This window comes from Candidatus Saccharimonas aalborgensis, from assembly GCF_000392435.1.
Lineage (GTDB): Bacteria > Patescibacteriota > Saccharimonadia > Saccharimonadales > Saccharimonadaceae > Saccharimonas > Saccharimonas aalborgensis.
This window is the reverse complement of record NC_021219.1, coordinates 327775-354578: the sequence shown is the minus strand read 5'-3', so window position 1 is coordinate 354578 and position 26804 is coordinate 327775. Positions and strand designations below refer to the sequence as shown.

Sequence of the window (26804 nt, the reverse complement as noted above, 5' to 3'; positions counted from 1 at the left end):
AACTATTGCGATATGAAACAAGTACCAGCGAGCCAGAATAACCAACCTGTTATCGGGCTTTTTCGTGAGCATCGCGATATCGAAACTTTTGTATTTAAGGCAGCTCATTACAAACAGGCATATCATGAACTGATTGACCGCATAAATGAGCTGGGCGGCTATGTCGCGATTTTGATGGGTCAGTCGACGTATAAAGGAAATGGTGTTTTTACGAAACACTGGGTACAGGTGCATGATGGTAGTGGGTATCGTTTTGAGAAACGTGGTCGTATCAAGGTTGATATGCTGTATGTCAAAGATTTTTTTGATGTGCCCGAAGGCGATCGTTTGCTCCAGGTAAATACACTCGCATTTCGTCAACTCTGCAGTGATAAACACGCAGCATACCAGGTACTCGAAGACTTCCATCCAAAATCACGGCTTGTCTACACAGTCGCTGAGTCGAAAGAAGCATTCGATGATATACCTGGTACGCACATTGTCGTTAAGACACTCTACGGCAACTCAGGAACTGGCGTGTATGTAGGGCCAAAAAATGAGTTTAGTGTGACGAAATATGGGAAAGATTTTCCTTGGCAGGTTCAGCAATATGTTGAAACAGAACGCGGCATTCCTGGCATTGCCACAGGTAGACATGATTTTCGCGTGGTGCTCAAAAACGGTGAGCCTGTCATCGCAACGGTTCGAACTCCGCCCGACGGAGAGTACAAATCAAATATTGGCTATGGTGGCGAGACGTGTCTGATTGACCGATCTAACATACCGGAAGCCTTAGTCCAGCTCAGCCGCCAAATTGATGCACGGCTATCATCGTTGGGTTCTGAGCGTTTTTATTCGGCAGATTTCGGGCTGACAGAGAACGGATGGGTATTATTTGAAGTCAATGCTCTGCCGGGTACACTTGACCGAGCGCGGGGCGAGGAGGCGATCTATTACCAGGAAACTCTCGCAGCGTTTTTAGTCGATATCGCTAAAAGAGAGAGGAGAAAACAATGACGAAAGTATTGGGAAGAGCGGAACGAGTCGACTTTGCTGACTATGGTCTCCACGACATTCCGGCAAAGGTCGACACCGGTGCCTATAGCTCCTCGATTGACTGCAGTAAGGTAGAACTCCGTAACGGTGAATTGGAATTTATCCTTTTTCACCCTAGTGTTAAAGGATACACTGGCGAACTACATCACACTCAAGAGTTTGATACGACCGAAGTAAAGAATGCCAATGGGGTACAACTGCGCTACGTCATCTTTCCTCAGATGACTATCAACGGTGAAACGCGTCGCTGTCGGTTGACACTTGCTGATCGAAGTAAGCTACGGTATCCGGTGCTGATAGGACGACGTTTTTTGCGTGAAGGAGAGTATACTGTGGATGTGCGTATTGGCAAGGGATTGCCCGATGACGAAGAGGAGCGAAACTTATGAAAATTGCTATTTTGTCCAATGAACCAACCAACTACTCGACACAGCGTCTCTTTGAAGAGGCTCGGAAGCGAGGGCATGACGTCGATATTATTTCCTATAGCCAATGCTATGTGTCGATCGAAAAAGACCACCCAGTTATTCGTTACGAAGGAAAGACACTGGATCATTATGATGCAGTGATACCGAGAATTGCCCAAAGCGTCACAAAATACGGTACGGCAATTTTGCGTCAGTTTGAAAATCAAGGATCGTTCACGACGGCGAGTTCGATCGCAATCAATCGATCGCGCGACAAACTGCGCGCCTATCAGGTTATGGCAAGGGCGGGGGTTGGTATTCCAAAGACAGTTTTTGCGCGTGATACCTCTAATTTTGAAGATGTCGTTGAGCTTGCGGGCGGTGCGCCACTGATTATCAAGGTGGCTCGCGGCACGCATGGCAATGGTGTGGTACTGGCTGAAACGCAAAAAGCTGCCAAAGCCGTAATGCAGGCCTTTTATGTCGAGGGTGTAAACTTTTTGGTGCAGGAGTTTGTCAAAGAATCAGCCGGAACTGATATCCGTGCTCTTGTGGTTGGCGGGCGTGTCGTTGCAAGCATTAAACGCCAGAGTCTTGACGATGATTTCAGGAGCAACACACATCAAGGCGGTGTCGGCAAGGCAGTAAAGTTAACTGACGAAGAGCGAAAAACGGCGGTGAAAGCAGCAAAGTCAATGGGACTGGCGGTCTGTGGCGTCGATATGATGCGAAGTGAGCGTGGTCCGCTCGTTCTTGAGGTCAACTCAAGTGCTAGTATCAAAACTCCAGAACAGATTACTGGCCGCAATGTCGCTGAGCGTATCCTCGAATATATCGAGCAAAATGCCAAACGCCGTCCCAAAAAAGACAAAGTAGGAGCGTAAGGGCAGCCTTCAGGGTTATGCTAGTGCTATACTGATGGCATGAGCTTCATCATCGTCCTAGTTCTCTACTTTCTCTTTATATTTATGACCGCATATCTATTTCGTCGGCGATTCGGTGTTGCTGCTGTAACACTCGCCGCCGGTGCAGTGTTGGCAAAACTATGGACCGACAGCTTGACGCCACTTGTTGCGGGTGCGGGAGTCATTATTATTCGTCCGCCGCTGGAGAGTATCGTGGCAATTGTATTAACGTTATTACCCGCAGTTCTTGTTATGTCACGCTCACCGAGAGTTCACGCTCATCATCGTCGTGTGGTTGGAAGTAGTATATTTGCGCTCCTGGCAGTTATGCTGACGTATGGTGCATTTGCTAACGCAGTGGTCCTCGATGAATCAAGCAAGCAGTATATAACGCAGTTAATTTCCTATGAAAAAATTATTATCACAGTGTGTCTGGTACTTGCCATTGTCGACATCCTACTCTCTCACAAAGTAAATCACGGGCGAGGCGAGAATACTAAAGGCAAATAGTAAAACGACCTACAAATACGTAGGTCGTTTTACTATGGAGGGCCCAGTGAGGCTTGAACTCACGACACCCTGCTTAAAAGGCAGGTGCTCTAACCGGCTGAGCTATGGGCCCATATATATGGGGGTACGGAAGGTGCGCGCGGCCCGGACTGCTTTCAAAAGGCAGGTACTCGACTGCTCAATCGGGCTGAGCTACGGGTCTCGTGGTCTTCAAGAATATACCATTTTACAGAGGCGATTGTCAACTAGTATAGGCTAGCCATAGCAAATGATAGTGGCAGCGCCATCTCCCGAACCAATGTGGTGTGATAGTATACTGGTATGTTTCAACGGCTACGCGATACAGTCCATCCGACTTGGCATCTCACGGCAGCGTGTGTGGGGATGGTTGTTGGTGCTACCACTGCGTTTTGGTGGCCTCATGCATCAGATTGGTATTGGTATGTGGCTGGTATGGGGGTGTTGGCTCTTTGTATGTGGAAGCATCGACGCTACTTTGTGATCATCGCCTTTGGTGCCGGAGCTATGATCGGTTTATGGCGGGGGAGTGTCGATCGAGCAGTTGTCGAAACCTATACTGCGCTCTTTGGGCAGCATATCAAAGTCAGTGGAGTGATTGCCGAAGATGTTGAGCTGAACCATTTTGGTCAGACGAATATTCACTTGAGTGAGCTTGGGACTGGCAATACAGCCCTGGTAGGGCATGTGTGGGTAACAACAAAGGGTAACGTTACACTTCAGCGAGGTGACTTGATAACAGTCGATGGCAAATTAACACCTGGATTTGGTAGTTTCGCAGCATCACTAAATGATGCACGCCTCGATACCGTGTCGCGGCGTAGTGGAGGCGATCCATTTCTCGTCGTTCGAGATACGGTTGCAACCAATATTCGCGAGACGATTTCCGAGCCTGCGGCCAGTCTGGGAAGTGGGTATCTACTTGGACAAAAGAATAGCTTGCCTAGTGATTTGGCAGAGGCGCTAAAGATTGCTGGCTTGACACATATTGTGGTTGCGAGCGGGTATAATCTCACGATATTGGTGCGTCTTGGCAGAAGGCTGTTTGAGAAAATATCAAAATATCTTGCTGGGATGACGGGTGTTGCACTAGTACTAGGGTTCGCGGGGATTGCCGGATTAAGCCCGAGTATGATGCGCGCTGGCATTGTATCCCTACTTGCTCTCTGGGCGTGGTATGTGGGGAGGACATTTCATCCTTTCACGCTGCTCGTGATCGCGGCGGCAATTACGGTGATGATCGACCCTAGCTATGCGTGGGGGAATATCGGCTGGGAGTTGAGTTTTGCTGCCTTTGGCGGCGTAATGCTTGTTGCGCCACTGTTGCAGGCATATTTTTTTGGTACCAAACGACCAGGAACAATCCGGCAAATTGTCGGCGAATCGGTCGCTGCCCAGCTAATGACCGCACCGATTATCGGTGTACTGTTTGGGCAGTTCTCTGTCGTTGCGCCTCTCTCGAATCTGCTTATTTTGCCGTTTGTGCCACTTGCCATGCTACTGACGGCTGTTGCGGGTATTGGGGCATGGGTCCCTGGTATAGGAAGTTTCGTCGGCTATCCTGCTCAGGCCCTTCTCGACACGATGATTTGGTTTATACATTACTTTGCAGCATTGCCGTGGGCACAGGTAAGTGGAGTCATATCGTGGTGGCTGGTCGGTGTGTGGTATACGGTTATCGCTGTGGGATGTTGGTATATGCAGAGACGTACCGGTTATCAATTACGCAAGGCATCAGTAGTAGAATAGAAGCGCTACATCTGTTATAGTAGGTAAATCAGCTACTAAAAAAGTGTGGAGAGGTGCGATGTCCGGTCACAGCAAATGGTCAAAAATCAAACGCGATAAAGGAGCAAATGATGCGAAACGCGGCGCTATTTTTACGCGTATTGGTAACCAAATTGCCATTGCTGCTCGCGCGGGTGTTGACCCGACGATGAATGCGGCGCTCGCACTTGCTATCGAAAAGGCAAAGGCAGCCAATATGCCAATGAGCAATATCCAACGTGCGATAGATCGTGTTGCCGACAAGAGCGCAGCGGCGCTTGAAGAGGTCACTTATGAGGGCTATGGTCCTGGTGGCGTCGGTATTATTGTGGAAACGGCAACTGATAACAAAAACCGTACTTACCCCGAAGTCAGAACAGCAATAACAAAGAATGGTGGCACTATGGCTGATGCGGGCAGTGTTGCGTTTCAGTTTACCCGAAAAGGCGTAATTCGGGTTGGGGCGAGCGATGAGTCGGCCCTCATGACGGTGCTCGACGCGGGTGCAGAGGATGCCGTTGAGGAAGACGACGAAATACTTGTCTATACTGACATGAAAGACTTGGCACATAGTAGAGCAACGATAGCTCAGAGTGGTTTGCCAGTGCTTGATGCAGAACTGCAGTATGTGCCAAATGCCACCGTGCCTATTGTCGACCCGGATATCGCACGTAAATTACTGAAAGTGTTGGACGCTCTCGAAGAGCTGGATGATGTTGTTAACGTTCATACCAATGCCGATATCCAAGTAGATATTGACGACGAGAGTTGATGTAAAATATACATTTTTATCGTGCTCATGGTTGCATGGTGCGATACCTCTCCGCTATACCTAAGTGAGAATTAGTTGTTGGAGGGGTATTGTGGGGAGAAAGAATATACCACGCATGTTGCTGGTGATACTTTGTGCAGTAGTGATGTTACCTGGTGTTACATTTGCGGAGGCCAGTATAGATACGGCCTCGATTACTGTTCCGAGCGTTGTAACCCAAACACCACCACTAGCTGTAACGTCAACACCAGATGTGATACTAACCGCTTTTTCGACGGGCGATCGACTTGAGGTCGCAGAGTTGTTTAACCAGTCAAGCGTTGCGGTCGATATGGGGGCGGTCACGATAACGACGATTGACTCCGTGGGAGGACAGAGGGAAATCAGCTTGCCATCTGGTTGGCTACTGTCACGACATTACATTACGTTTGCGTACGATACGACACTCATCAGAGGAGCAGTTCCCTTTACGACATCCCAAACGGCGACGCCAGGAAACATCTCAACACTTGTCGTATCGAGACAGCAAACCATCACCCAGTCAATAAACATTCCGCCCATGGCGGGGAATAGTAATCCAAAAGACAACTACCTGTGGGCGCAACACAAGCAGCGAGGCAATGTAACATTGAAGCAAACGGGCGATTTTGCGACTGATTTTGTGAAGAAAACATCGGCGCTTGTTGTTGAGGGAACAGTTCTCTACCGGCCACCACGCGATGCGGGCGGGCTTAGCATTACAGAGATACATCCCAACCCAGTCGATTGCGCTCCGGGCGTCGCTTCCGATATAGACCTACGATGCGGCGACTATATAAAAGTTGAAAACACCTCTGATAAACCCCTCAACCTCAATCAGTATCGGCTTCGCGTTGGCAGCTATGGCGACATGGCGTCGCTCACAAATGCCTTCAACTGGCAACAGTCAGTCATGACTCCTGACGATGAGTTGATTCTCAATGCTCACGACTTTCTTACGGTACATCTACGTGATGATCTGCACCCACTTTCGCTTGTTGCAACAGGGAAGTACGTGTGGATTGAGGATTATTTTGGTACCGTGCAGTATGACGTAATCCAGTATCCCGATATGACTCTCGCGAAATACAATGGTCTCTCGTGGGGAATCGACTCAAGTGACCACATGTGGAAGGCGATGATGCCATCGCCAACCCAGAGAAATAACCAACTACCGCCGGAAGTCACGATCGATGTTCCGGCACCCGATACCGGACTTGTACCGTGTAGCGACAACCAGTATCGCAGTACAGAGACAAACCGATGTCGCAATCTCATCCAGGCGACTGTCCCTTCCCCCTGTAGAGACGGTCAGTATCGTAGTGAGGAGACGGGACGTTGTCGGTCGATTGTCGCAACGGTTTCAAGTGCGCTGAAACCTTGCGCAGATGATCAGTTCCGTAATCCAGAAACTGGCCGGTGTAAGAAGATTGCAAGTACCGACGACATACTTCAAGCATGTGACGAAGGGTGGGAAAGAAATCCTGAAACAAACCGATGCCGAAAAATAAAGGTCACAGAGATGCCCGTGGTACCCTTTGCTGTACAGCCGATTCAGGCTATTTCCACAGCATGGACAACGTGGGTTACGATTGCTGGTATTGCTACCATTGCACTTGGGTATGGACTGTGGGAATGGCGTCAGGAAATTGGCAGTGCGGTACAGCGCGTCCGACTCACCCTTCGTCATCGACGGTGATACGCGCTATACTGAGTACGAGAGTAACGGCAACCGTCATTTCGCTGTAACTAATAAAGACAAGGATAGCCTCACTATGAGAATAATTGGTATCGACCCTGGTACAGGAATCATGGGCTTTGGAGTTATCGAAGTTACCGCAGGAAAGACCGTGCTTGTTACCGCCGGGGCTATCACAACTCCTCCGCATACTCCGCTCGCTGAGCGGCTCGAGGAAATATATACGAGCCTACAAGGAATTATTGAAGAGACTAAACCGCAACTAATGGCGATAGAGAAACTGTTTTTTAATCAAAATGTGACGACAGCGATGAGCGTCTCACATGCACGTGGTGTCGCCATGTTGGCTGGACAACAGGCAGGCCTAAGTATCGAGGAGTACACCCCTCTCCAGATAAAACAGACCATAACGGGGTATGGCCGCGCAACAAAAAAGCAAATGCAGGAAATGGTGCGTCTGCACCTCAATCTTGTTGAGGCGCCAAAGCCTGACGACTGCGCAGATGCTCTCGCCGCAGCCCTCATGTGTGCGGTTATGAATCGACTATAAACCGCGTATAATGGAAGTATGCAAACAAAAAAACCACCAGCGCGGATGGGTCGGTATGCCAACCTTTCAACTATGAAGAGAGCATCTCGTCCTAAGCGGTCAGGAGCGCACCATAAGGGTCGCTTTGTCTGGTTTCGTAACTTAAGCTGGCGCAAGAAAACCTTAGTCTTGCTCTCCCCGCTACTTATTTTTTTGATCGCGACGCCGATCATTACGTACGTTATGTATGCTCATGATATCGCCGACCAGGAACGGCTCATGAACCGAAACAACACCGGTATCGTTCTCACTGATATCAACGGTAAGACGTTTTATAGTGTCGGCCGAGCCGAGCATCGTGCCTTGGTACCGTTATCACAAATATCAGATAACGTTAAACATGCCCTGATAGCGAGTGAAGACAAGGATTTCTATAAACACGGCGGCTTCAATTTGCTCAGTACAGTTCGGGCCTTGTTTACCGGAGTTGGTGGCGGGTCCACGATCACCCAACAGCTCGCAAAAAATACTCTCCTCAGTGATGAGCGAAGTATATTTCGTAAATATCAAGAGTTGACCATGTCAATTGCCATTGAGCAGACCTATACCAAGGATCAAATCCTTGACATGTATCTTAACTCAGTGTATTTCGGTGAGAATGCGTTTGGTATCGAGGAAGCTGCTCGAGTTTATTTCAACAAGTCGCCTAATGACCTCGATCTTGCCGAAAGCGCGATGCTTATAGGCCTACTGCCTGCGCCAAGTGCGTATTCGCCCATCAGCGGGAACGCGCAGTATGCAAAACGTCAACAAACGACTGTATTAAGTCGTATGGTAACGAACGGTTATATCACCGAGGAGCAAAAGTCTGCCGCTCTGGCCGAGGAGCTCAAGTATGGGGCGGGTGCGAGCCAAGTCAACTCAGTAGCACCGCATTTTGCAGAAATGGTCATCGCTGAATTAAGTGAAAAATACGGCTACGAAAAGGTAATGCGCTCAGGCTACCAGGTAAAAACAACCCTTGATCTATCAACCCAGCAGACACTACAGGAAAGTCTCAACGCGGGGATGGGTCACATCACTGCTATGGGAGGAAGCAATGCAAGTGGTATTGTCATTGATCCAAAAACGGGAGAAGTTCGTGCACTGATCGGGAGCGCAGACTACAATAATCCCCAGTGGGGTAAGGTCAATATGGTGACGACTGCACGTCAACCCGCATCGACATTTAAGTCAATCTATTATGCGTATGCACTTGCTGATGGCGTTATCACTCCGGCGACAATTCTTCACGATGTAAAGACGACATTTGGTGGTGACTATACACCACTCGATGCTGACAAAAAAGAGCGTGGTGATATTTCGGTACGCAGAGCAATTAGCCAGTCGCTCAACATTCCAAGTGTTGAGGTGATGCAAAAATATTCAATTGACAAATCGATTGTTGCAGCAAATAACTTAGGTGTCTCAGCAGTCAGCAAGGATAAAAACTATGGTCTTTCTCTTGCGCTTGGTTCGGCTGAGGTGCCTCTCGCGCAAATGGCAAATGCCTATGCAGCGTTTGCTAATGGTGGTAAGCAATACAGTAAGCTAACTCTCATCAAAGAAATAAACGATAAGTTTGGTGGTAAGGTAGAGTCTAGCCCCGCAGTGGTACGTCAGGCGATCAGCAAGGAAGGTGCGTACTTGATATCGAGCATCCTCTCTGACAATTCGGCTCGTGCACCTATATTTGGGTCAAGCCTCACAGTGCCAGGTCGTACCGTTGCGGTCAAGACGGGAACCACGAACGATAATCGTGATGCCTGGACGATTGGCTATACAGAAGACTACGTTGTCGGCGTGTGGGTGGGCAACAACGATAACTCGGTGATGCGTAGCGGCGGGTCAGACATGGCGGGACCGATTTGGAGAAATACCATGAAAAAACTCCTGGCAACCATCCCCGACAAAGCATTTACCATGCCGAGGAGTATCGTCCAGAAGTCGGTTTGTACAAAGAATGGTGGCTTAGCCGAAAAGTCTGGTCCAAATACCTATACGGAATACTTTATGTCAGGCGCCCTTCCGACTGAGACGTGTAATGTTGAACCAACCATGATCAGTGTCTGCGAACTTAGCAGTGGGAAAGTGATTAGTATTAATGAGACGGCACTTGATACGACCAAACAGTCTAAAGATACGACAAACTGCATAGCGCCAAAGATGCAGGTCTGTGATTTATCAAATGGCACCATCGTATCGATTGACGCAGCGACCTATACGACCTACCAATACTCGACCGACACTGCAAACTGTCATCAGGAACCCGGCGCTAATAAAATACAGGCCTGCGACACATCAATTGGACAGGTTGTCACGATATATCAATCCCAACTTGACGGAACAAGATATACCAGCGATACAGCAAACTGCAACAAAGTGTGACATAATTGATCGTATGATTGCACATGTCGAGGGAACTGTCGCTGAGAAGTTTGGGAATGCTCTGATTGTTGATGTCGGGGGAGTGGGGTATGAAGTAACGGTGACGCTAGCTGATTTTGACGCCTTTACGCTCAATCAACGAGCAAAGCTCTATACCTACCACCATATTCGTGAGCAGGCCGAAGAACTCTTTGGATTTAGTAGCCTGACGGCAAAAAAGTTGTTTGAGATGTTGATCACTGTGCAGGGAGTCGGGCCAAAAGCCGCATTAGCAATTCTTAGTCTTGGTGAGGCCGAACACGTGCGCAATGCAATTGCTAACGCGGATAGCTCCTATATATCAGGCGCAAGTGGTGTCGGCAAAAAAACCGCAGAACGCGTGGTGGTCGACTTATCAGATAAAGTCGGGATGCCAATTGTGTACGCAAAACGCGGTGGAGTACAGACTGAATTGCCTACGAGTGATGAAGCACTAGAGGCGCTCATCGCACTCGGCTACACATTGAGTGATGCGACTCGGGCACTTGAAGGGATCGATACTACACTGCCCACGAGCGAGCGCGTGAGGGAGGCTCTCAAGGGTCACTAGTTATCGGGCCAGGGCTTTGGGAGACCAACTGATCTGCAAAATCCGCGGTAAGACTTACGTGGATCACGAGTTTGTCGTCCATTGATCGCGCCGCGTAACCCGTGGCCTTCGTATTCACCAAGGCCAAATAAAGCAGGAAAGTCGTCGATGTGATGATTGCCCACCAGATTATCAAAAGCTATCCCTGATGGTAGTAGGGTATCGCCAACACGATAGTAACTGTTCATGAGAAACGGATATCGCCGAATCATGTCGATGACATGCTGTCCTATTTCTCTCCAGTCTCGGTATGGGATCTCCTGTTCCGCCAGCGCAAGCATAACTTGGTTGATTGCATATTTATCTGAATATTTTTTTGGTGACAACCCCAATGCCTGAGCAATCTCGGGTCGAGCATCATTCCACTCAGTAATTCCCGGTGTCAGGGAGTCATAGATCGGAGCCGGGTCGTATATATTGACCATATCGACTCCCATAATACCACAAAGCCTTCACGAGACCTGTTACTATAGATACATGGCTATTGAGCGAATTGTAGAGACAACTCTAAGTGATAATGACGATGATCAGCAAATCGAAGTGACACTGCGCCCGCAGCGGTTTTCTGAATATATCGGTCAAGAGCGGCTAAAAAAGAATCTCAAACTCAGTATCGCGGCAGCAAAAAAGCGCGGTGAGCCTATCGACCATATTTTGCTCTATGGCCCTCCGGGTCTTGGGAAAACAACGATGGCAACAGTGATTGCTAACGAGATGGGAGCAACGATACGCATAAGTTCTGGGCCGGCTATTGAACGGGCTGGTGACCTCGCGAGCATTCTCACTAATTTACAGGATGGAGATATTTTGTTTATTGATGAGATTCACCGCCTTAGTCGTACCGTTGAGGAAGTTCTCTATGCGGCGATGGAGGATTTCAAACTCGATATTGTTATTGGAAAAGGCCCGGCCGCTCGAAGTATTCGGCTCGATTTACCTCGATTTACCGTCATCGGCGCCACTACAAGGACGGGAGCGCTTGCCGCACCACTTCGTGACCGCTTCGGGCATCTCTATCGGCTTGAGTTCTATAATCACCAGGAAATTACTGAGATCCTCAGACGCTCTGCGGGTATCCTTGGTAGCAAGATCGAGGAGGAAGCAGCAGTACTATTAAGTACTCGTGCACGCCTCACACCGCGAATTGCCAACCGTTTGCTCAAACGTGTCCGCGACTATGCCGACGTGAATGGTGATGGAATAATCGACCTTTCTATGACCACCCAAGCACTCGAGCTATTAGAGATTGACGAACAAGGGCTTGATCCAGCCGATCGCCACATGATCTCAACCATCATTGATGCCTATGGCGATAACCCCGTCGGCCTTAGCACTATCGCGGCGCTTACGGGCGACGAGCCCACGACAATTGAGGATTTCTATGAACCGTACTTACTAAAAATTGGTTTTATCGAACGAACTCCAAGGGGGAGAAGGGTTACGCAGCGCGCCTATCGGCACCTTGGCAAACAAGTAAAAAATACGTGACCATATAGTATAATAAGCTCATGAATGACGAGCCGGTGAACTATGATAAGCCAGTTGCCTATGATGCCGACGGTCAGCCTCTCTACGCTCATCCAGTAGCAGATGAGGAGACGGACGTTACAAGCCAACCTGTCGTGCCGCCAACCATTGTTCACCTTACTCGACCTCTTGAACCGCTTAAGCAGGAGATTTCACCAGAGTTACAGGAGAAGCACGATAAGTCAGTCAGGCGGTACCCGCAGCTTGATCTAAGTGAACACGAATTCGTTATTCTCTCGGTTCGGCGGAATATGATAGGAATGCTTGCCCCAGTTATCATGTCAGTCATCTTTATTTCGCTGGTTGTTGCAGGGGCAATTCTTTATCCTCAGGTATCGAGCAGCATGCGCTTACCTACTAGCATTGATTACAACATTATACTGCTTATCGGCGTACTACTCTGTGTCGGTATAGCAACGGGACTTTACATTCTTTACTGGGTATACGTCAACAATCTTTTTTTCTTGACCAACGAAAGTATCATAGAAAAAACGCAACTATCGCTTTTCTCAAGTAATGTTAAATCGGTGGGACTAGGTGATGTCGTAGAAGTAAGCTATCGTCAGACGGGAATTATACAAGAGATATTCAACTATGGTGTCGTGCAGGTAGGCACAAAGGACGACGAAGTACCCTACATATTTAGCTACGTACATGCTCCAAAAGAGGCCGCATCAAGCCTAAAAGATGCTGTAGAAGCTTTCAAAAACGGTCGACCGGTCGGAAAATAGAGACGGCAAGGAGAATTTTATTATTTGGTTGCGCGATTCTTTTTGACGTAATCTGCCTCGCGCTCCATGATTGATCGTAGCGTGTATCCTGAACACTTGCCATCGGGCGTGCAATTGGCCCCATCGTACGTATAATTAGCGCCCAGTTCGCCGACTGAAGTTCCGGTGGGGTCAGTGAATAGCCCTGGATCCATAGCCCGCAGAACCTTACTGTCAATGGAGGTAGGGTAGTAGTTATTTTTTGCGTAGTAGACTTCCTCAAGATTATAGTACATTGCATTGATGGCAATTTTACGGGCAGAGTCGCGTTGAATAGCATCGGCATTCAATCGCTCACTATAAAAAAGCCAGCCAGCAATACCAATGAGCACGATAGCGACTATCAGCTCAATGACGGTAAACCCTCTGGTTTGTCTGATCGATTTCATTGACTTCATTATAGCAAACTCTTTGGTTGCTGAGGTATAATTAGGAGAGTAAAAAGAGGGAGTTTTATGGCAAAACAGTCTGACAGTAAAACATTGGCCGAAAAACCAGTTGCCAACGAGGGTAAGTTAAAGGCGCTTGGTCTCGCGATGGATCAGATCACTAAGCAATTTGGTGATGGGTCAATTATGAAATTGGGTGAGGCAAAGAAAGTTGACGTTGAACTATTGTCGAGCGGTAGTCTCAGCCTTGACATTGCTCTTGGCGGCGGCTATCCAAAGGGCCGTATTATTGAGGTATATGGTCCTGAAAGCTCGGGCAAGACCACGCTGACGCTGCACGCTATCGCTGAAATTCAAAAACAAGGCGGCACTGCGGCATTTATTGATGCCGAGCATGCACTCGATCCCTCCTATGCAAAGAAGCTTGGAGTGGACACCGATAACCTACTCGTCAGCCAGCCCGATAACGGTGAGCAGGCGCTCGAGATCGTCGAGACGCTCGTGCGCTCAAACGCCGTTGATCTCATTGTCGTTGATTCCGTCGCAGCTCTTGTGCCGCAGGCTGAGATTGACGGCGATATGGGCGACAGTCATATGGGCCTCCAGGCGCGGCTCATGAGTCAGGCGCTTCGAAAGCTAACAGGCATCATCAATAAGTCAAAGGCGACGGTTATCTTTATCAACCAAATTCGCATGAAAATCGGCGTTATGTTTGGTAACCCAGAGACGACGACAGGTGGTAATGCACTCAAGTTTTATGCGTCGGTTCGAGCTGACATTCGTCGAACCGGTCAGATCAAAGAGGGCGAAGAGATCATTGGTAATCGTACTAAAGTAAAGATCGTCAAGAACAAGATTGCACCGCCATTTCGTGTTGCAGAGTTTGACATCATGTATAACGAGGGTATCTCAAAAACTGGCGATGTATTAGATCTGGGTGTCCAGCACGGTATTGTTGGCAAATCCGGAGCGTGGTTCGATTATGCCGACGCAAAGATTGGCCAGGGGCGGGAACAAACAAAAAAATACCTCAAAGAAAATCCTGCTGTACTTGCTGAAATCGAGAAGAAAGTACGTGAAAAGGTTTCGAGCGAGCAAGAATAGTGGTTTCCTTGCGTTGAAATAGCGGGAGAAAAGGGAAATTGAAAGTAACAAGCCTTTCGTCTCAGGTGAGAAATCCTGATCGAGTCAATGTAAGTATTGACGGCAAGTATCGGTTTAGTTTGGATGTCTCGCAGATCACCGATCTGAATGTCAGAGTTGGCAGGGAGCTAGAGAATGACGAAGTAGCTGAACTCGAGATCGAGAGTCAATTTGGCAAGCTCTATGCTCGGGCATTAGAATATTGCCTGATGCGACCGCACAGTGTGCGCGAAGTCCGTGATTACCTACGTCGTAAAACGATCGCTACGAGATACAAAAGTAGAAGCGGAGAATTGAGGGAGCGTCTCGGCTACTCCCCTGCCCTCGTGCCAAGGGTGTTGAAAAAACTACAACATAAGCGTTACCTTGATGATGAACAATTTGCGCGTTGGTGGTTCGAGAATAGGAACGTAGGGAAAGGTACTTCCCTACGCAAACTTAAAGTAGAACTAAGGTCAAAGGGGGTAGAACCAGACATTGTTGAGCGGATGATAGCAGAGAACCTTCGTGATGATGCTACGGAGTTACAAAAGCTCATTGCAAAAAAACGCTCTCGGTACGCTGACGATCAAAAACTAGCACAATATCTGCTAAGACAGGGGTTCCGCTATGATGATATACGTTTAGCGATTGGATTGGTTGACTGATTCTGGAGCTGGTTTCGCACTACCACGAAACGGATTGACATAACTACCGGAAACTTCGTGTCGTTTTGGCTCCGGAACCGACACTTCCGAGTGGACAACAATCTCATGATTGTTAATCTCAACAATCTGAGAACGATGGATGAGTAGTTCTGTATCATTGAGGCTACGAAGGAGTGGCCGTTTAACCGTCAGCTGCTGGACAACAAACCCACCGGTTTCGACCGTATAGTCGATTACTTTGCCCAGTTTCTTTTTCTTTTGATCGATGACGGGCATCCCCAGAATATCAAAGTGAAGTTCATAGATACTTTGCAGTTTAATGATGTCTTCCGGAATCACAAACTCATCACTGGAGTCAATGATCAACCCGATGCTGCTCAACTCTCTTACGTCTGCAACTCTGATCAGCTGATTTGAGTGATGGACAAGAGGCCCCGTTACCGCATACGCTATGACACTAAGATTGCTTGGATCAATAATTGCAGTTGATGTACGGGCCAGTTCGCCACCCGTCTGGATACTCATTACGGGAGCGTTGAGGAGTGTGGAGCCGAGAAGAATCATTTCAGTTATCATCCTTTGTAATCATGGTGTTTCAACAATAGGATTCCGTTTTCCTTTGTTAAGTGGAATTGATGCCTGTGACACCTGTTCTTCGGCGGTGCGGTAGAGCAAAATGCGCTTGATCGTTGCATCGTCAAATTTCCCCGCTGCTGTATTATCGGAGTTCGTAGTGGGCCTTGAGATGAGCTCGTTGAGAAAAAGCGTTGCCGCTGCTAAGCTACCTATCGAGACAAGTGCAAAAAGTATGACGTGAAAACGATGAAGAAGCCGAGTAATCGTACTAGCGAGTCCAGTAAAAGAAAGAGAGTTTTTCATCAGCGTACGTACACCTCAATATTAAAGACATCACACGACACGCTTCCGGGAGGAGAGTTTCCATCTGTCGAGCGAGAAAGACTAATGGTCGATATACGCATCTTTGTGAGGCTTTTTTCGATAAGATAGATAAAGTCAAGTAGCTTGTTGTACTCCACTGGACTCTTAATAGTGACTGCTACCATGATCGACTTAAGTGACCCCCCGCTTGAGCCTACTGCACTTCCCTGAATAGTACCACCGCTCGTCGTTTTTCCGCTCATAAAGTTGAAGTCTGATATGATGACGCCTGACTTGCTAGCATAGGTACTAAGATCTTGGATGATCTGGTTTTGATAATTATAGTTGTGGCTCTCGGCGGCGATGAGTGAAGCGCGCTGTATTGCAACCTTATTGGTTGATAGGTCGCGCTGTACTTGTATGATGTTCTCGAGATTTTTGCTGGTCTCGTTTACTTTTTGATTTGCGTCGCTACTCTCTTGTGCGACCGTGCCGAGTAGTCCATATCCAAACATAAATATACCAATACCTGCACCAGCCAGCAGTACAAGCACGGCGATCAGTGTTGCACGTAATTGGGTTGCTGACAAACGCTTAATCATCTACTCGACTCCTTCAGTCAGCGCTTCTTTTTTGAAGGTAACACTGAGTGTAGAAGAGTAGGGGTACCCAGTCTTATCTTGCGCATCAAATGAGACCGTCTGAAAACTAACATTTGATAGTACGTTTGAATTGTTGAGGGTCGTGTGGAAGGCAATCGCTGCTTGGTAGGTACGAGCCCGAATATCAAGGTTCGTGGGTGTGCCAAAGGTTGACGGATCGATGGTTAGGTGATTGAGGATAACACCGTCTGGCATTAGATCAGCTACCGTGCGGAAAATCTTTGTGTAGGGTACCTGCTTGTCAAGAATAGTCTTTGCCGTCACAAGATCAGTTCTAAATTGTTCAGCTTGTTTTTGCACTTCGCTATATTTCGCTGTTTTTTGATCATTTTCGCTGATAGCGGCCTCACTCTGTGCCTTCGAGCTTGATAAAAACAGGTAAACTGCAGTCATCTCGGCAATCATAACGATGATGAGAAGCAGTGATAGCACAACATATCGAGCGAGCAGGGTATTGGCGCGTGAAGCAATGAGTTGACGGTGATAAAGTGGAGGAAGAAGGTTTATCATCGCCAAATACTTTCCTTGTTTACACTGGCAAGACCTGCCACCGATATATAACGTGGCCTGAACTGCTTGTTTGGTTGCTGGAGGCTAGCAAAGTCAAGTTTCTGCCAGGGACTAGCAACGCGAGCGGGCATGACGAGCTCGTTAGTGAAATACTCGCCGATTCCCGGTACGTTGCTCCCGCCGCCCACAATTAAAACCTGTTCGATTTTTCGATTGTCGTTGATACGTTCGTTGTAATAACGGACAACACGGCGAATTTCGATCGCAATGCGGTTGAGATTTGGTTTAAGAGCAGCAGTTATTTTTGCTTGCCGGGGTCCCGCATTCAATCCATTGAGGACCTTGAGTTGATGTGCATTCTCGAGAGCAACATCAAGTTTCTTTGCGATATCGAGAGTAAAGGTATTTCCACCGATACCGATACCGCCAGTAACACGGATGGCGCCACCGTCCAAGACCGCGATATCAGTACTCGCGGGGCCAATATCGACGATCAAGGTGGATAGATGACCTTCTTCGGTCGCCTCAATAACGCGTGCAACAGCATTGATGCTTGGTTCGACCAGGAGTGGCTCAAGACCGGCTTGTTGTGCGGCACGGAGGCAGCTATCGACAAGGGTGCGAGGAACAGCGGCCATCACGACAGTAATAATATCCTTTGTGCGTTCGATTACCTCATAGTCAACATAGAGTGAGCCAATAGGAATTGAAATGTACTGCTCGACTTCAACTTCAACAGCGCTGGCAAGGGCTTTTTCTTGATTAGCAGGAAGAGTAAAGGTACGTGAATATGTTCTCCCGGTCGGCAGGCCAACTACGGCGTGATTTGACTCCAGCTGGCCAATGATATTTTCTTTCAGAAGATTTGTAATGTTTTCGGATAAATAGGTATCATCGGGATTTTCGAAAGAAGTCTGTACACGCGCTGGATCAAGGTCGAGTGATCCGTACCCCAACACAAGCCACTTTTTGGGATCAATCGACATCACTTTTATACCAGTCTGACTAATGTCAAGACCAATGATTGGCTTATCTTTATGCAGTAATTTTGTCATCGTAGCCCACTACTTTGGTAACTCTCCTACCAGTATAGCATGAGCGGTATCTAATTAACCCTTGATATTTTGAGAAAGACTTGCGATGGGGCCCATAACGCTTGCAGCAATTAGCCCTACCATAGAACCCATAACAACAATCATCACCGGCTCAATAATGGCGCTGATACCATCAATCGCAACATCGACCTCTTCTTCGTAAAAGTCCGCAACTTTCACGAGGACAGTGTCGGTTTGTCCAGTTTCCTCACCGACAGAGAGCATCTGAGCAACAATCGGAGGGAATAGCTCGTTTTTTTCTATAACAGCCGAAAGTTGCCTGCCATTTTTTACCTCCTCTGCAGCGTCAAGCAAGGCTTTTTCGTAAACGACATTGCCAACAGCATGCGAGGTAACGGTAATTGCTTCTAGTACCGCTACTCCAGCCCCCATGAGAGCAGAGAAGGTTCGGGTGAAGCGGGCGATAGCGACTTTGCGAATAATTGGATTTACTAGTGGAACCTTGAGGATAAAACGGTGGAACATGGTCCGACCCTTTGGCGTCTTGATAAATCTGATCAAAAATATGATGCCACCGATAAGGGCAGGGAACACGATATACCAATAGTTTATGATAAAGTCACTAATGCCGAGCATTAACTGGGTAAGCTCGGGTAGCTTAGCATCCGGACCTCCTAGGTCTTTGAGAATTTTACCGATCTGTGGAATAACAAAAAGCATTAAGCCAAAGAAGGCCCCTATCGTGATAAACACCAGAACCATAGGGTAGGTCATAGCACTCTTGATCTTCTTTCGAATAGAGGCATTTTTTTCTTGTTGCATCGCAAGTCGCTTGAGAATATCGTCGAGAATACCCGCCGACTCCCCTGCTCTGACCATATTGACGTAGACATCACTAAAAGTGTTTGGATATTTTGCCAGGGCATCGGCAAGCTGCGCGCCACCTTCGACATCTTTTATAATGCCACCCGTGACTTTTCTCAGTGGTTTACTTGCCGTATGTTGATTGAGCGACGCGATGGCGCGAAGCAGTGGTACACCTGCGCTTACCATGGCGCTTAACTGACGAGTAAAAATTACCAGATCATCACTCTTGACCTTGTTTTTACCAAAGAAATTACCAAACCCAAATGATGCTTCCTTGGTATCAGATTGCTTGAGACTAATGGGGTGAAGTTGCTGCTTTGCTAAAATTGCCAGGGCGGCTGAGCGATCAGCTGCCTCAAACGACCCCGAGGAAGTTTCCCCCTGTTGATTAACGGCAACATACTGATAGCGTGACATGATTATTCCTTCGTCACTCTCAGTACTTCTTGAAGTGTGGTGCAGCCCCTGATCGCCTTGATGAGACCATCGGTCTGCATCGTGGTCATCCCTTCAAGTATGGCCTGATCCTGAATCTGCGCACTTGTGGCGTTGTTGACGATCATTTTTTGAATCGGGATAGTGTTGCCAAGTACCTCATAGATACCGATACGGCCTTTATAACCAGTGTGGTCACACTCATCGCATCCCTTTGGATTGGCGCGCCAGAGCGCTGTGATAGTTGTCTTGGCAGTTCCGGCTGGAGTATCACCACCAAGCTCCTGAGCAATTGCTTGCTCCTCCAACTCATTGATATGTGAAAATGATTGATCATCCCGCAGGTTAAATAGTTCGACAAATTGGGAAACCTCTTGTTTCTCTGGAACGTACTGTTGTCGGCAAAAGAGACAAAGTTTGCGTACAAGACGTTGCCCCACGACTGCCTTAACTGTACTGGCAATCAGAAAGGGTTCGATCTCCATATCGAGTAAACGGGGCAAGCAGGTGGCTGCATTGTTGGTATGAAGGGTGCTAAATACAAGGTGACCAGTCAATGCCGCCTGTACCGCAAGATTGGCTGTTTCGCCATCTCGAATCTCTCCCACCATAATTACATTGGGGTCTTGGCGAAGTAGTGCACGTAGTCCATTTGCAAAGGTCATACCGGCTTTTGGATTGGTTTGAGTCTGGTTGACTCCTGGGATCTTGTATTCTACCGGGTCTTCAATAGTCGAAATGTTTACATCAGGTTTATTGAGGTAGGTGAGGATACTAAAAAGACTGGTTGATTTACCACTTCCCGTTGGACCAGTGACGAGTACCATACCATTTGGTTCAGTCAGCGCCTCGTTGATGACATCAAGGGAATGACCCCAGTAGCCAAGGTCTTTCAATGTCACGGCTTGGTTTGATTCGTCGAGAATACGCATCACTACCTTCTCGCCATCAGCGATAGGGAGGGTGCTGACACGCAGGGCGTATTGCTTACCTGCGATCTTGATCTTGAAACGGCCATCCTGGGGGACGCGTCGCTCATCGATTTTTAGGTTTGACAGAATCTTAATTCGGCTCACGAGGGCACCTAGAACATTTCGCGGCAAACGGTTAACTTCTTTGAGAACTCCGTCGATACGGTAGCGGATCTGGACATACTCCTCGCGTGGTTCGATATGAATGTCGGATGCTTGCGAGCGGATAGCGTACTCGAGAAGGAGGTTGACCGTCTGGGCGATAGGAGAATCCTCGGCCACCTCAGCTTCAGTGACCTGCTGGCTTGAGCCATCATCTTCACGCTGCACATCGATAACCTCGTTCAATTCTTCATTGACATCACCGCGGTAGTTCTCGAGGCACTGAAGGATATTATCGTGAGACGCGACGTATATCTTTACGTTTTCGCCGATCTCTTTTTGAATAAAGCTAATTGCTTGGACGTCATCGGGGTCGTCCATGGCCAGATGCACGAGACCATCGGGATCAATCTTGAATATGACAGCATTGTATTGTCTAGCGATACGTTCAGGTATCTTTGCCAGTATCTCAGAACTAATTTCTTTTGGATCGATAACGACGTACGGAATATCTGCATACTCGGCGAATAATTGCGTAAGAGTTGGCTCATCGACGAGCTTTGCCTCAAGCACAAGCTCTTGAAGGGGTCGCGCGGAACGGATCGCCTCTTCTTTAAGGGGCGCAAGTTGCTCGGCACTTACCTTCGTATCGCCGCTCAATATCTTATCTAATGTATCATCAGAAATACGCATATCGCTTATGTTATTGTATCTGATAATGACACCATGCGCTAGTGTCAATATGGTATACTGAGCGACATATGGAACTCGAGATCCCCACATCGGAGGCTATGGAAAAATTAGGAGCACGTATCGGTGCGCTTTGCAGTGGTGGTGAAGTAATTGAGTTGATAGGCGACATTGGAGCTGGTAAAACTACCTTCGCAAAAGGATTTGCGCATGCACTTGGGATTGAGGAAGAGGTTCAAAGCCCCTCTTATACCATTAGTCGAGTGTATGTGACGGAATCCGGCAGATTACTTGCGCATTATGATTTTTATCGACTCAGTGATGCTGGTGTAATGAGAAGCGAGCTTCAAGACTCAATTAACGACCCCCAAACAATTACGATCATTGAGTGGTCTGAAATTATTAGTGACGTACTTCCCTCTGATAGATTGCAAATAACACTTAATACGCTCATGGGTGAGGAGCGTGAGGTAATTATCAAAGCAAGCGGACCACATAGCGAGAATATCATCGAGAGATTGACATGATAGTGCTGTGGAATAGTGCTGGGTTTACCTGTCAACTTCTGCTGCTTGAGGGTGAGACGATTGTCTCAGACACTTATTGGGATGCAGGACACGAATTAGCAAAGCAAATGCTTGGCTACCTTCAGTCAACTCTCAGGACACACTCAAAGGACTGGGATGATATCACAGGCATTGGCGTCTATAGGGGTCCAGGTAGTTTTACTGGGCTACGCATTGGTTTGACGGTGCTCAACACACTGGCGCATAGCAAGAACATCCCCATTGTGGGGGCGACTGGCGATGCCTGGCAGGCTACCTGTCGAAAGAGATTGGCGAGTGGTGAAAATGATGGTATCGTTCTGCCAGAGTACGGCAGCGAAGCGCGCGTCACTTCACCGCGAAAGTAAACTCATTCTTGCCGAAGCAGGAGTCAAGGCGGTACAATAAAGAATAGCTAGGTTTTTACCATAGCTCACTGATTATTTTTTAACGTTTGAATTTACAGACTAGTTTGATTCGACATTGACGTTTTTATACATTGATACCCGTACTAAGCTAGCCTGAAAGAAAGGACCTATTATGGTGATAGAAATCATCATGGCTGCCGTAGGCGTACTTGCTGGTGTGGGCGGTAAGTTTGTGTACGATAAATCCCAAGCAACCAGTAGTAAACACAAAGCAGAGAAGGAGATTGCTCGTGCCGAACGCAAGGCCAGCGAGATTGTTCTGCAGGCAAAAGACGAGGCGCTTAAAATTGAGCAAGAACGGCGACGTGAAATACAGAAGGTAGAGTCGCGGTTGGCTGATAGGGAGAGCTCACTTGACAACAAACTTGATGAGCTAGACAAGCGTAGCGAGAGATTACGCAAACAAGAGGATGAAGTCGAATCTCTTAAGACCGAGATTCGTGAGATTCGTACAAAACAGCAAGAGAAGCTTGAAAAGATCGCTGGGCTCAAAAAGAAAGATGCAGCGGAGAAGCTGCTCCAGATGACGGAGCGAGATATAAAGGATGATTTGCTTGGACTTGTTGCAAAGCTACAAAAGGAAGCCACCGATGATGCCGAGGAAAAGGCTCAACTAGTGATACTTTCTGCCATGGAACGAATGGCGAGTGAAGTGACTGCTGAGCGAACTGTCACCGCCGTGAAATTGACTGATGACGAGATGAAAGGGCGCATCATCGGCAAGGAAGGCCGGAATATTCAGGCTATGCAACGCGCCACTGGAGTTGACTTTTTGGTCGATGACACGCCTGGCATGGTAATCTTATCCAGCTTTGATCCGATTCGTCGCCAAGTTGCTCGTATGGGCCTTGAAATGCTGATGAAAGATGGTCGTATCCATCCGGGTCGCATCGAGGAAGTCTTTGAAAAAGCCGAAAAACAGATTGAAAAAGAAGTTATTCGTGCCGGCGAGGATGCTGCTCGTGAAGTAGGTGTTGCCGGAATACCAAAAGATCTTCTCAAGCTTCTCGGTGAACTGAAGTTCCGTACCAGCTATGGCCAAAACGTTCTAATGCACAGCACTGAAATGGCGCATATGGCTGGCTTAATTGCAGACGAAATCGGCGCAAATGTACGCGTAACTAAGATTGCTACACTACTTCACGATATCGGCAAGGCTGTGACGCATAAGGTTGAAGGCAAGCACCATCACATTGGCGCCGAGTTAGCTCGTAAGGCAGGTATGAGTGATGAGATTGTTCACGCCATCGAAGCCCATCACGACGATATCGAAGCCACAACTGCTGAAGCACTTGTGGTGCGTGTTTGCGACGCAATCAGCGCGGCGCGGCCAGGTGCGCGAAATATCAGTGCTGAAAACTTTGCTGAGCGCATGCGTGATCTTGAGAATATTGCCACTGGATTTAAGGGGATTGATAAAGCGTATGCAATTAGCGCAGGACGGGAAGTTCGTGTCATCGTCAGGCCAGAAAGTATTGACGACCTAAGCGCAATCAAATTGGCACGTGACATTGCGACAAAAATCGAAAGCACTATGCAATATCCGGGCACGATTAAGGTAAACGTTATTCGTGAGACACGCGCTATCGAGTTTGCAAAGTAATATGCATTCCTACTCAGACGAAGAAACCAGACAGTGGTTTACCTCACTGGAGCATCGTGTTTCGAGCGCGACAGTCGCCCTTCGCACCGTAGATGGTAAAGTGCTGGTTTTGAAAGCAACTTACAAGGACTATTGGTCATTTCCTGGCGGAATTATTGATACACGGGAGACTCCGCGGGCTGCAGCAGTTCGTGAATGCCTTGAGGAAGTAAACATACAACTGAGCGAAGATGAGCTTGAGTTTGTCATGGTTGTTGATCGAGTAAGTGAGTATGCCCACACCTATCAGTTTGTGTTTCAGGCAACTGTAGCAGCTGAAGTACTAGAAGGTGCCAAGATAGATAAACGAGAGATTGAGATGTTTGATGTAGTGATGGCAGATATGATAGTTGCAGGTAACCGTCATTATTCACAAACCACTCTCGCCTGGGCTCGCGGTGAGCGTGGTTATAGGGAGCAGGTGTTTGGTGCCGGCGCGAGAGAATAGCTAGAGAGCGACTTTGCCGAGAGGCTTGGCGACTACCACGACCCTGCCCGCATCTGAACCATCGAGCTCACAGGTATAGAGCGTTAACTTTGCGTCGGTTGAGGGTGCTTCAATTTCGACTTGCGTTGGTTTGACAGTAAATATTTTTTCAATTTCGTAGCCGTATCGTGTCCCGATATAGTCGATAACAATTTTGTCCCCAACGGCAAGCTTATCAATATGATAGAAAGGTGATTTCTCGATCGTTCCCTGAGGTGTAGGTTGAATGCTAAAGCGATGAGCAGCGATAATGAAGTTTCCACCCTTTTCAGGATTCCCTCGCTCTGGGTAACGCCATTCTGCGCCTCGGTCAAGAGAAGCCGCCCCCTTGTCATAGGGAATATTTACTCCAATTTTTGGGATGATGACACGATTGTCGGTCGCTTGGGGAGCGGGGAGAGAGCGTACCTCTATGGGTTTCATCGTGATAAGTGGTGCGAGTGAGGGCGAAGCAACAAGTAGCAAGAGGTACAGACCACCACTCAGCAGAAGAAGGGCCGTGCCCAGTAGGGCAATACGGGGTATACCGATTGAGCGGCGTTTCTTTATCTTTAACATTCAAAAATCCAAGTTATCTTTTTTAGTATAACAAGCATGAGCAAGAAAAGCTATTTTGCCACGAGAGGATAGTAGGGAGAAAACGATCCGCCCTGCTGGCTAGATACATCCCAGGCTTCGGAGGCCGATATAATATTACCTGGCCACGACCAACTCGTTATTCCACTTGAGTCAGTCTTGGTATAGGGGAGGTAGCGGTCATACCCAAGCGATACACTATGAATACGCACGGTACAGTAGCTGAAAGGCGAGACGGTACAGGAGCTAGCGAGGGTATCGGCGGTATTAAAACTATGCTCTGAGTGAACACTTCCTGTTTGACCAAGTTTGACTGTAGTCGCGGTGGGACTCAGGCTAGCCGCGATTGTTGAGGCGCTTGTTGCGTTGATAAGGCCGTGACCGTATTGGAGGGTGTAGATCGATCCCGACATACCGCTGACTTTTTGCGCTGAACCATCAACAAGGGCGGTAATATCCTCTACTGTTGCGTTGGGGCGGATTGATTTTATAAGCGATACAATGCTCGCTACCATCGGCGATGCAAATGATGTTCCGTAGAGGCTAGCTGAATAGGCATTTGTCATATTGATAGGGGACGACGAAGTATCGATAAGCGTTGAGGTGATGTTGCCGGATCCGGGTGCTATAACATCAAGAGCTGGACCATAACTGCTAAAACTCGCCCGAGCATCGTTGACGTCTGTCGCTCCCACACTAATAACATGGTCATAAAGGGCGGGATAAAGCATCTGTCCAGGTTTTGAGGGGTCACAGCCGGATTCTGTACCAGTTCCGCAGTTACCCGCAGCTGCAACGATGACGACATTGTGCTGGTAGGCGTAGAGTACTGCGGCTTTTAGTGCGGGATCGTCCGCGCTTCCGCCGAGACTGAGATTGATGACTGATGCACCATTATCGACTGCGTAGTAGATAGCTGCAGCAATATCGCTGGTCACCCCAGAGCCGTTATCAGAAAGGGCCTGCAAGGGCATTAGTTTTACATTCCAGTTGTATGATGCTACCCCGATACCATTATTGGTAGCGGCGCCAGCGATGCCGGCGACTGCGGTTCCATGTGATACACCACTGCCTGTTGGATTAGTGGTACCTGCTTGAGGCAAATTACTTTTGTTTACGAAATTCCAGCCGCGCCAATCATCAATGTAGCCATTCGCATCGTCGTCGCAGGAATTTGTAGATTTATTCTGGGAGACGCCGGTCCAGCAACGGTCCCCAGACTGTGTAAAGCCATTTTCACCTTGATTTTGATACCACTGAGTCTGGAGGTCTTCATGAGAAAGTGCAAATCCCGTATCGATGATAGCAATAACCATAGGCGTGCCGGTCGAAATTGCCCAAGCACCAGTTGCTCCCGTATGTTGCAATGCCCACGATGATGGGTAATAAGGGTCATTCGGAGACGCAAGCGCGTGATAGGTGTATTCATGGGTAACGGTAGCAGCAATCGCCGTCTGTCGAGGTGAGACATCACCTGACGGGAGTATTGTTTTTGATTGAGATTGGGGAGTAGTCTCTGGTGCGGCTGCGGATGGTGCGGGGGGTATGTGCTGCGTTACCCTTTTCTCTGGCTGTCCACCAATAGATTGGCTTTTGTCGATCGGTTTTGTAGGGACAAGGGGGTATTTTGATTGTATTCCCGGGAACAGTTGAAAATGAATAACCAGTCCACTCATGATAGCAACAGAAACAGCCGTAAGGCCTATGAGCTGTCGAGTAAATTGTTTATTATTCATAGTATTTATTTTTACTGTTTATACTGCG

At 48.0% G+C, this 26804-nt stretch carries 29 protein-coding genes and 1 tRNA gene; 18 read left to right on the top strand and 12 right to left on the bottom strand.

Annotated elements, in window-relative coordinates:
• Positions 1-12: 12 nt before the first annotated feature.
• Genes L336_RS01810 through L336_RS01795 form a run of 4 tightly spaced genes read left to right on the top strand, consistent with a single transcriptional unit; the run spans position 13 to position 2857 of the window.
• Positions 13-996 (top strand): ATP-grasp domain-containing protein, encoded by a 984-nt coding sequence (locus L336_RS01810; protein ID WP_015641504.1) that lies wholly within the window; start codon positions 13-15, stop codon positions 994-996.
• Positions 993-1424, top strand: a complete 432-nt coding sequence (locus L336_RS01805) for an ATP-dependent zinc protease family protein (protein ID WP_015641503.1) — start codon at positions 993-995, stop codon at positions 1422-1424. Before L336_RS01810 ends, L336_RS01805 begins: the two co-directional genes overlap by 4 nt.
• Complete coding sequence (rimK, locus tag L336_RS01800; RefSeq protein ID WP_015641502.1) at positions 1421-2326, top strand: 30S ribosomal protein S6--L-glutamate ligase; 906 nt, start codon at positions 1421-1423, stop codon at positions 2324-2326. Before L336_RS01805 ends, rimK begins: the two co-directional genes overlap by 4 nt.
• Before the next feature lie 39 nt (positions 2327-2365).
• A complete protein-coding gene (locus L336_RS01795; RefSeq protein WP_015641501.1) occupies positions 2366-2857 on the top strand; it encodes a hypothetical protein in 492 nt (163 codons plus the stop codon).
• A 35-nt stretch (positions 2858-2892) separates the two neighbouring features.
• Here the strand turns inward: L336_RS01795 and L336_RS01790 are convergent.
• Positions 2893-2969, bottom strand: a tRNA-Lys gene (locus L336_RS01790).
• A 209-nt stretch (positions 2970-3178) separates the two neighbouring features.
• On the opposite strand from L336_RS01790, the gene L336_RS01785 reads away from it, so the two are divergent.
• The 6 genes from L336_RS01785 (at position 3179) to ruvA (ending at position 10676) form a co-directional block, all read left to right on the top strand.
• Positions 3179-4624, top strand: coding sequence for a ComEC/Rec2 family competence protein (locus L336_RS01785; RefSeq protein WP_015641500.1), 1446 nt, complete (start codon positions 3179-3181; stop codon positions 4622-4624).
• 58 nt (positions 4625-4682) lie between these two features.
• The gene (locus tag L336_RS01780) at positions 4683-5414 is read left to right on the top strand and encodes a YebC/PmpR family DNA-binding transcriptional regulator (RefSeq protein WP_041191558.1); all 732 of its coding nucleotides are present in this window, start codon (positions 4683-4685) and stop codon (positions 5412-5414) included.
• A gap of 91 nt (positions 5415-5505) precedes the next feature.
• Positions 5506-7131 carry a hypothetical protein gene (locus L336_RS01775; protein WP_015641498.1) on the top strand — a complete coding sequence of 542 codons (1626 nt, stop codon included), beginning with the start codon at positions 5506-5508 and terminating at the stop codon, positions 7129-7131.
• Complete coding sequence (ruvC, locus tag L336_RS01770; protein WP_015641497.1) at positions 7055-7681, top strand: crossover junction endodeoxyribonuclease RuvC; 627 nt, start codon at positions 7055-7057, stop codon at positions 7679-7681. The genes L336_RS01775 and ruvC overlap by 77 nt, the downstream gene beginning before the upstream one ends.
• 18 nt (positions 7682-7699) lie before the next feature.
• Positions 7700-10087 carry a transglycosylase domain-containing protein gene (locus L336_RS01765; RefSeq protein ID WP_015641496.1) on the top strand — a complete coding sequence of 796 codons (2388 nt, stop codon included), beginning with the start codon at positions 7700-7702 and terminating at the stop codon, positions 10085-10087.
• A 13-nt stretch (positions 10088-10100) separates the two neighbouring features.
• A complete protein-coding gene (ruvA, locus tag L336_RS01760; RefSeq protein WP_015641495.1) occupies positions 10101-10676 on the top strand; it encodes a Holliday junction branch migration protein RuvA in 576 nt (191 codons plus the stop codon).
• Here ruvA and L336_RS01755 read toward each other — a convergent pair.
• Positions 10673-11152: a hypothetical protein gene (locus L336_RS01755; protein WP_041191191.1), complete on the bottom strand. Its 480-nt coding sequence runs from the start codon at positions 11150-11152 to the stop codon at positions 10673-10675. The genes ruvA and L336_RS01755 overlap by 4 nt on opposite strands.
• Positions 11153-11192: 40 nt before the next feature.
• On the opposite strand from L336_RS01755, the gene ruvB reads away from it, so the two are divergent.
• Both ruvB and L336_RS01745 read left to right on the top strand, forming a co-directional pair.
• Entirely contained in the window at positions 11193-12203 is a 1011-nt protein-coding gene (gene ruvB, locus L336_RS01750) for a Holliday junction branch migration DNA helicase RuvB (protein WP_015641493.1), read from the top strand.
• Between the two features lie 20 nt (positions 12204-12223).
• On the top strand, positions 12224-12973 hold the full coding sequence (locus tag L336_RS01745; protein ID WP_015641492.1) for a YdbT family protein: 750 nt from the start codon (positions 12224-12226) through the stop codon (positions 12971-12973).
• A gap of 20 nt (positions 12974-12993) precedes the next feature.
• Here L336_RS01745 and L336_RS01740 read toward each other — a convergent pair whose 3' ends face one another.
• A complete protein-coding gene (locus L336_RS01740) occupies positions 12994-13401 on the bottom strand; it encodes a type II secretion system protein (protein ID WP_041191189.1) in 408 nt (135 codons plus the stop codon).
• A 66-nt stretch (positions 13402-13467) separates the two neighbouring features.
• Between L336_RS01740 and recA the strand changes: the two genes are divergently transcribed.
• Both recA and L336_RS01730 read left to right on the top strand, forming a co-directional pair.
• The gene (gene recA, locus L336_RS01735) at positions 13468-14505 is read left to right on the top strand and encodes a recombinase RecA (RefSeq protein ID WP_015641490.1); all 1038 of its coding nucleotides are present in this window, start codon (positions 13468-13470) and stop codon (positions 14503-14505) included.
• A gap of 38 nt (positions 14506-14543) precedes the next feature.
• A complete protein-coding gene (locus L336_RS01730; protein WP_015641489.1) occupies positions 14544-15191 on the top strand; it encodes a RecX family transcriptional regulator in 648 nt (215 codons plus the stop codon).
• Here the strand turns inward: L336_RS01730 and L336_RS01725 are convergent.
• From L336_RS01725 to L336_RS01695, 7 genes are read right to left on the bottom strand one after another with little or no spacing between them, the layout of a single operon-like run.
• Positions 15168-15755: a PRC-barrel domain-containing protein gene (locus L336_RS01725; RefSeq protein ID WP_041191185.1), complete on the bottom strand. Its 588-nt coding sequence runs from the start codon at positions 15753-15755 to the stop codon at positions 15168-15170. The genes L336_RS01730 and L336_RS01725 overlap by 24 nt on opposite strands.
• A 21-nt stretch (positions 15756-15776) precedes the next feature.
• The gene (locus tag L336_RS01720) at positions 15777-16070 is read right to left on the bottom strand and encodes a hypothetical protein (protein ID WP_015641487.1); all 294 of its coding nucleotides are present in this window, start codon (positions 16068-16070) and stop codon (positions 15777-15779) included.
• Positions 16070-16672, bottom strand: a complete 603-nt coding sequence (locus L336_RS01715; RefSeq protein WP_015641486.1) for a hypothetical protein — start codon at positions 16670-16672, stop codon at positions 16070-16072. Before L336_RS01715 ends, L336_RS01720 begins: the two co-directional genes overlap by 1 nt.
• The gene (locus L336_RS01710) at positions 16673-17242 is read right to left on the bottom strand and encodes a PilN domain-containing protein (protein WP_015641485.1); all 570 of its coding nucleotides are present in this window, start codon (positions 17240-17242) and stop codon (positions 16673-16675) included. It lies immediately after the preceding gene.
• On the bottom strand, positions 17239-18297 hold the full coding sequence (gene pilM / locus L336_RS01705) for a pilus assembly protein PilM (RefSeq protein ID WP_015641484.1): 1059 nt from the start codon (positions 18295-18297) through the stop codon (positions 17239-17241). The genes L336_RS01710 and pilM overlap by 4 nt, the downstream gene beginning before the upstream one ends.
• A gap of 54 nt (positions 18298-18351) precedes the next feature.
• Positions 18352-19581, bottom strand: coding sequence for a type II secretion system F family protein (locus L336_RS01700; RefSeq protein WP_015641483.1), 1230 nt, complete (start codon positions 19579-19581; stop codon positions 18352-18354).
• Positions 19582-19583: 2 nt separating this feature from the next.
• The gene (locus tag L336_RS01695; RefSeq protein WP_015641482.1) at positions 19584-21365 is read right to left on the bottom strand and encodes a GspE/PulE family protein; all 1782 of its coding nucleotides are present in this window, start codon (positions 21363-21365) and stop codon (positions 19584-19586) included.
• A gap of 68 nt (positions 21366-21433) precedes the next feature.
• Between L336_RS01695 and tsaE the strand changes: the two genes are divergently transcribed.
• From tsaE to L336_RS05550, 4 genes are all read left to right on the top strand, one after another.
• Entirely contained in the window at positions 21434-21889 is a 456-nt protein-coding gene (gene tsaE / locus L336_RS01690; protein WP_015641481.1) for a tRNA (adenosine(37)-N6)-threonylcarbamoyltransferase complex ATPase subunit type 1 TsaE, read from the top strand.
• Positions 21886-22275: a tRNA (adenosine(37)-N6)-threonylcarbamoyltransferase complex dimerization subunit type 1 TsaB gene (gene tsaB / locus L336_RS01685; RefSeq protein WP_015641480.1), complete on the top strand. Its 390-nt coding sequence runs from the start codon at positions 21886-21888 to the stop codon at positions 22273-22275. The genes tsaE and tsaB overlap by 4 nt, the downstream gene beginning before the upstream one ends.
• 172 nt (positions 22276-22447) lie before the next feature.
• Positions 22448-23938 carry a ribonuclease Y gene (gene rny, locus L336_RS01680; protein WP_015641479.1) on the top strand — a complete coding sequence of 497 codons (1491 nt, stop codon included), beginning with the start codon at positions 22448-22450 and terminating at the stop codon, positions 23936-23938.
• Position 23939: 1 nt separating this feature from the next.
• Entirely contained in the window at positions 23940-24425 is a 486-nt protein-coding gene (locus tag L336_RS05550; RefSeq protein ID WP_015641478.1) for an NUDIX domain-containing protein, read from the top strand.
• Here L336_RS05550 and L336_RS01670 read toward each other — a convergent pair whose 3' ends face one another.
• Complete coding sequence (locus tag L336_RS01670; protein ID WP_015641477.1) at positions 24426-25022, bottom strand: sortase; 597 nt, start codon at positions 25020-25022, stop codon at positions 24426-24428.
• A 50-nt stretch (positions 25023-25072) separates the two neighbouring features.
• Entirely contained in the window at positions 25073-26776 is a 1704-nt protein-coding gene (locus tag L336_RS05545) for a S8 family serine peptidase (protein WP_015641476.1), read from the bottom strand.
• Positions 26777-26804 lie beyond the last annotated feature (28 nt).

Excerpts from the sequence above, each read along its gene's own strand:
- L336_RS01810 (WP_015641504.1), top strand. The coding sequence starts at position 13 with ATGAAACAAGTACCAGCGAGCCAGAATAACCAACCTGTTATCGGGCTT.
- L336_RS01805 (WP_015641503.1), top strand. The coding sequence starts at position 993 with ATGACGAAAGTATTGGGAAGAGCGGAACGAGTCGACTTTGCTGACTAT.
- rimK (WP_015641502.1), top strand. The coding sequence starts at position 1,421 with ATGAAAATTGCTATTTTGTCCAATGAACCAACCAACTACTCGACACAG.
- L336_RS01795 (WP_015641501.1), top strand. The coding sequence starts at position 2,366 with ATGAGCTTCATCATCGTCCTAGTTCTCTACTTTCTCTTTATATTTATG.
- L336_RS01785 (WP_015641500.1), top strand. The coding sequence starts at position 3,179 with ATGTTTCAACGGCTACGCGATACAGTCCATCCGACTTGGCATCTCACG.
- L336_RS01780 (WP_041191558.1), top strand. The coding sequence starts at position 4,683 with ATGTCCGGTCACAGCAAATGGTCAAAAATCAAACGCGATAAAGGAGCA.
- ruvC (WP_015641497.1), top strand. The coding sequence starts at position 7,055 with ATGGACTGTGGGAATGGCGTCAGGAAATTGGCAGTGCGGTACAGCGCG.
- L336_RS01765 (WP_015641496.1), top strand. The coding sequence starts at position 7,700 with ATGCAAACAAAAAAACCACCAGCGCGGATGGGTCGGTATGCCAACCTT.
- ruvA (WP_015641495.1), top strand. The coding sequence starts at position 10,101 with ATGATTGCACATGTCGAGGGAACTGTCGCTGAGAAGTTTGGGAATGCT.
- L336_RS01755 (WP_041191191.1), bottom strand. The coding sequence starts at position 11,152 with ATGGGAGTCGATATGGTCAATATATACGACCCGGCTCCGATCTATGAC.
- ruvB (WP_015641493.1), top strand. The coding sequence starts at position 11,193 with ATGGCTATTGAGCGAATTGTAGAGACAACTCTAAGTGATAATGACGAT.
- L336_RS01745 (WP_015641492.1), top strand. The coding sequence starts at position 12,224 with ATGAATGACGAGCCGGTGAACTATGATAAGCCAGTTGCCTATGATGCC.
- L336_RS01740 (WP_041191189.1), bottom strand. The coding sequence starts at position 13,401 with ATGAAATCGATCAGACAAACCAGAGGGTTTACCGTCATTGAGCTGATA.
- recA (WP_015641490.1), top strand. The coding sequence starts at position 13,468 with ATGGCAAAACAGTCTGACAGTAAAACATTGGCCGAAAAACCAGTTGCC.
- L336_RS01725 (WP_041191185.1), bottom strand. The coding sequence starts at position 15,755 with ATGATTCTTCTCGGCTCCACACTCCTCAACGCTCCCGTAATGAGTATC.
- L336_RS01720 (WP_015641487.1), bottom strand. The coding sequence starts at position 16,070 with ATGAAAAACTCTCTTTCTTTTACTGGACTCGCTAGTACGATTACTCGG.
- L336_RS01715 (WP_015641486.1), bottom strand. The coding sequence starts at position 16,672 with ATGATTAAGCGTTTGTCAGCAACCCAATTACGTGCAACACTGATCGCC.
- L336_RS01710 (WP_015641485.1), bottom strand. The coding sequence starts at position 17,242 with ATGATAAACCTTCTTCCTCCACTTTATCACCGTCAACTCATTGCTTCA.
- pilM (WP_015641484.1), bottom strand. The coding sequence starts at position 18,297 with ATGACAAAATTACTGCATAAAGATAAGCCAATCATTGGTCTTGACATT.
- L336_RS01700 (WP_015641483.1), bottom strand. The coding sequence starts at position 19,581 with ATGTCACGCTATCAGTATGTTGCCGTTAATCAACAGGGGGAAACTTCC.
- L336_RS01695 (WP_015641482.1), bottom strand. The coding sequence starts at position 21,365 with ATGCGTATTTCTGATGATACATTAGATAAGATATTGAGCGGCGATACG.
- tsaE (WP_015641481.1), top strand. The coding sequence starts at position 21,434 with ATGGAACTCGAGATCCCCACATCGGAGGCTATGGAAAAATTAGGAGCA.
- tsaB (WP_015641480.1), top strand. The coding sequence starts at position 21,886 with ATGATAGTGCTGTGGAATAGTGCTGGGTTTACCTGTCAACTTCTGCTG.
- rny (WP_015641479.1), top strand. The coding sequence starts at position 22,448 with ATGGTGATAGAAATCATCATGGCTGCCGTAGGCGTACTTGCTGGTGTG.
- L336_RS05550 (WP_015641478.1), top strand. The coding sequence starts at position 23,940 with ATGCATTCCTACTCAGACGAAGAAACCAGACAGTGGTTTACCTCACTG.
- L336_RS01670 (WP_015641477.1), bottom strand. The coding sequence starts at position 25,022 with ATGTTAAAGATAAAGAAACGCCGCTCAATCGGTATACCCCGTATTGCC.
- L336_RS05545 (WP_015641476.1), bottom strand. The coding sequence starts at position 26,776 with ATGAATAATAAACAATTTACTCGACAGCTCATAGGCCTTACGGCTGTT.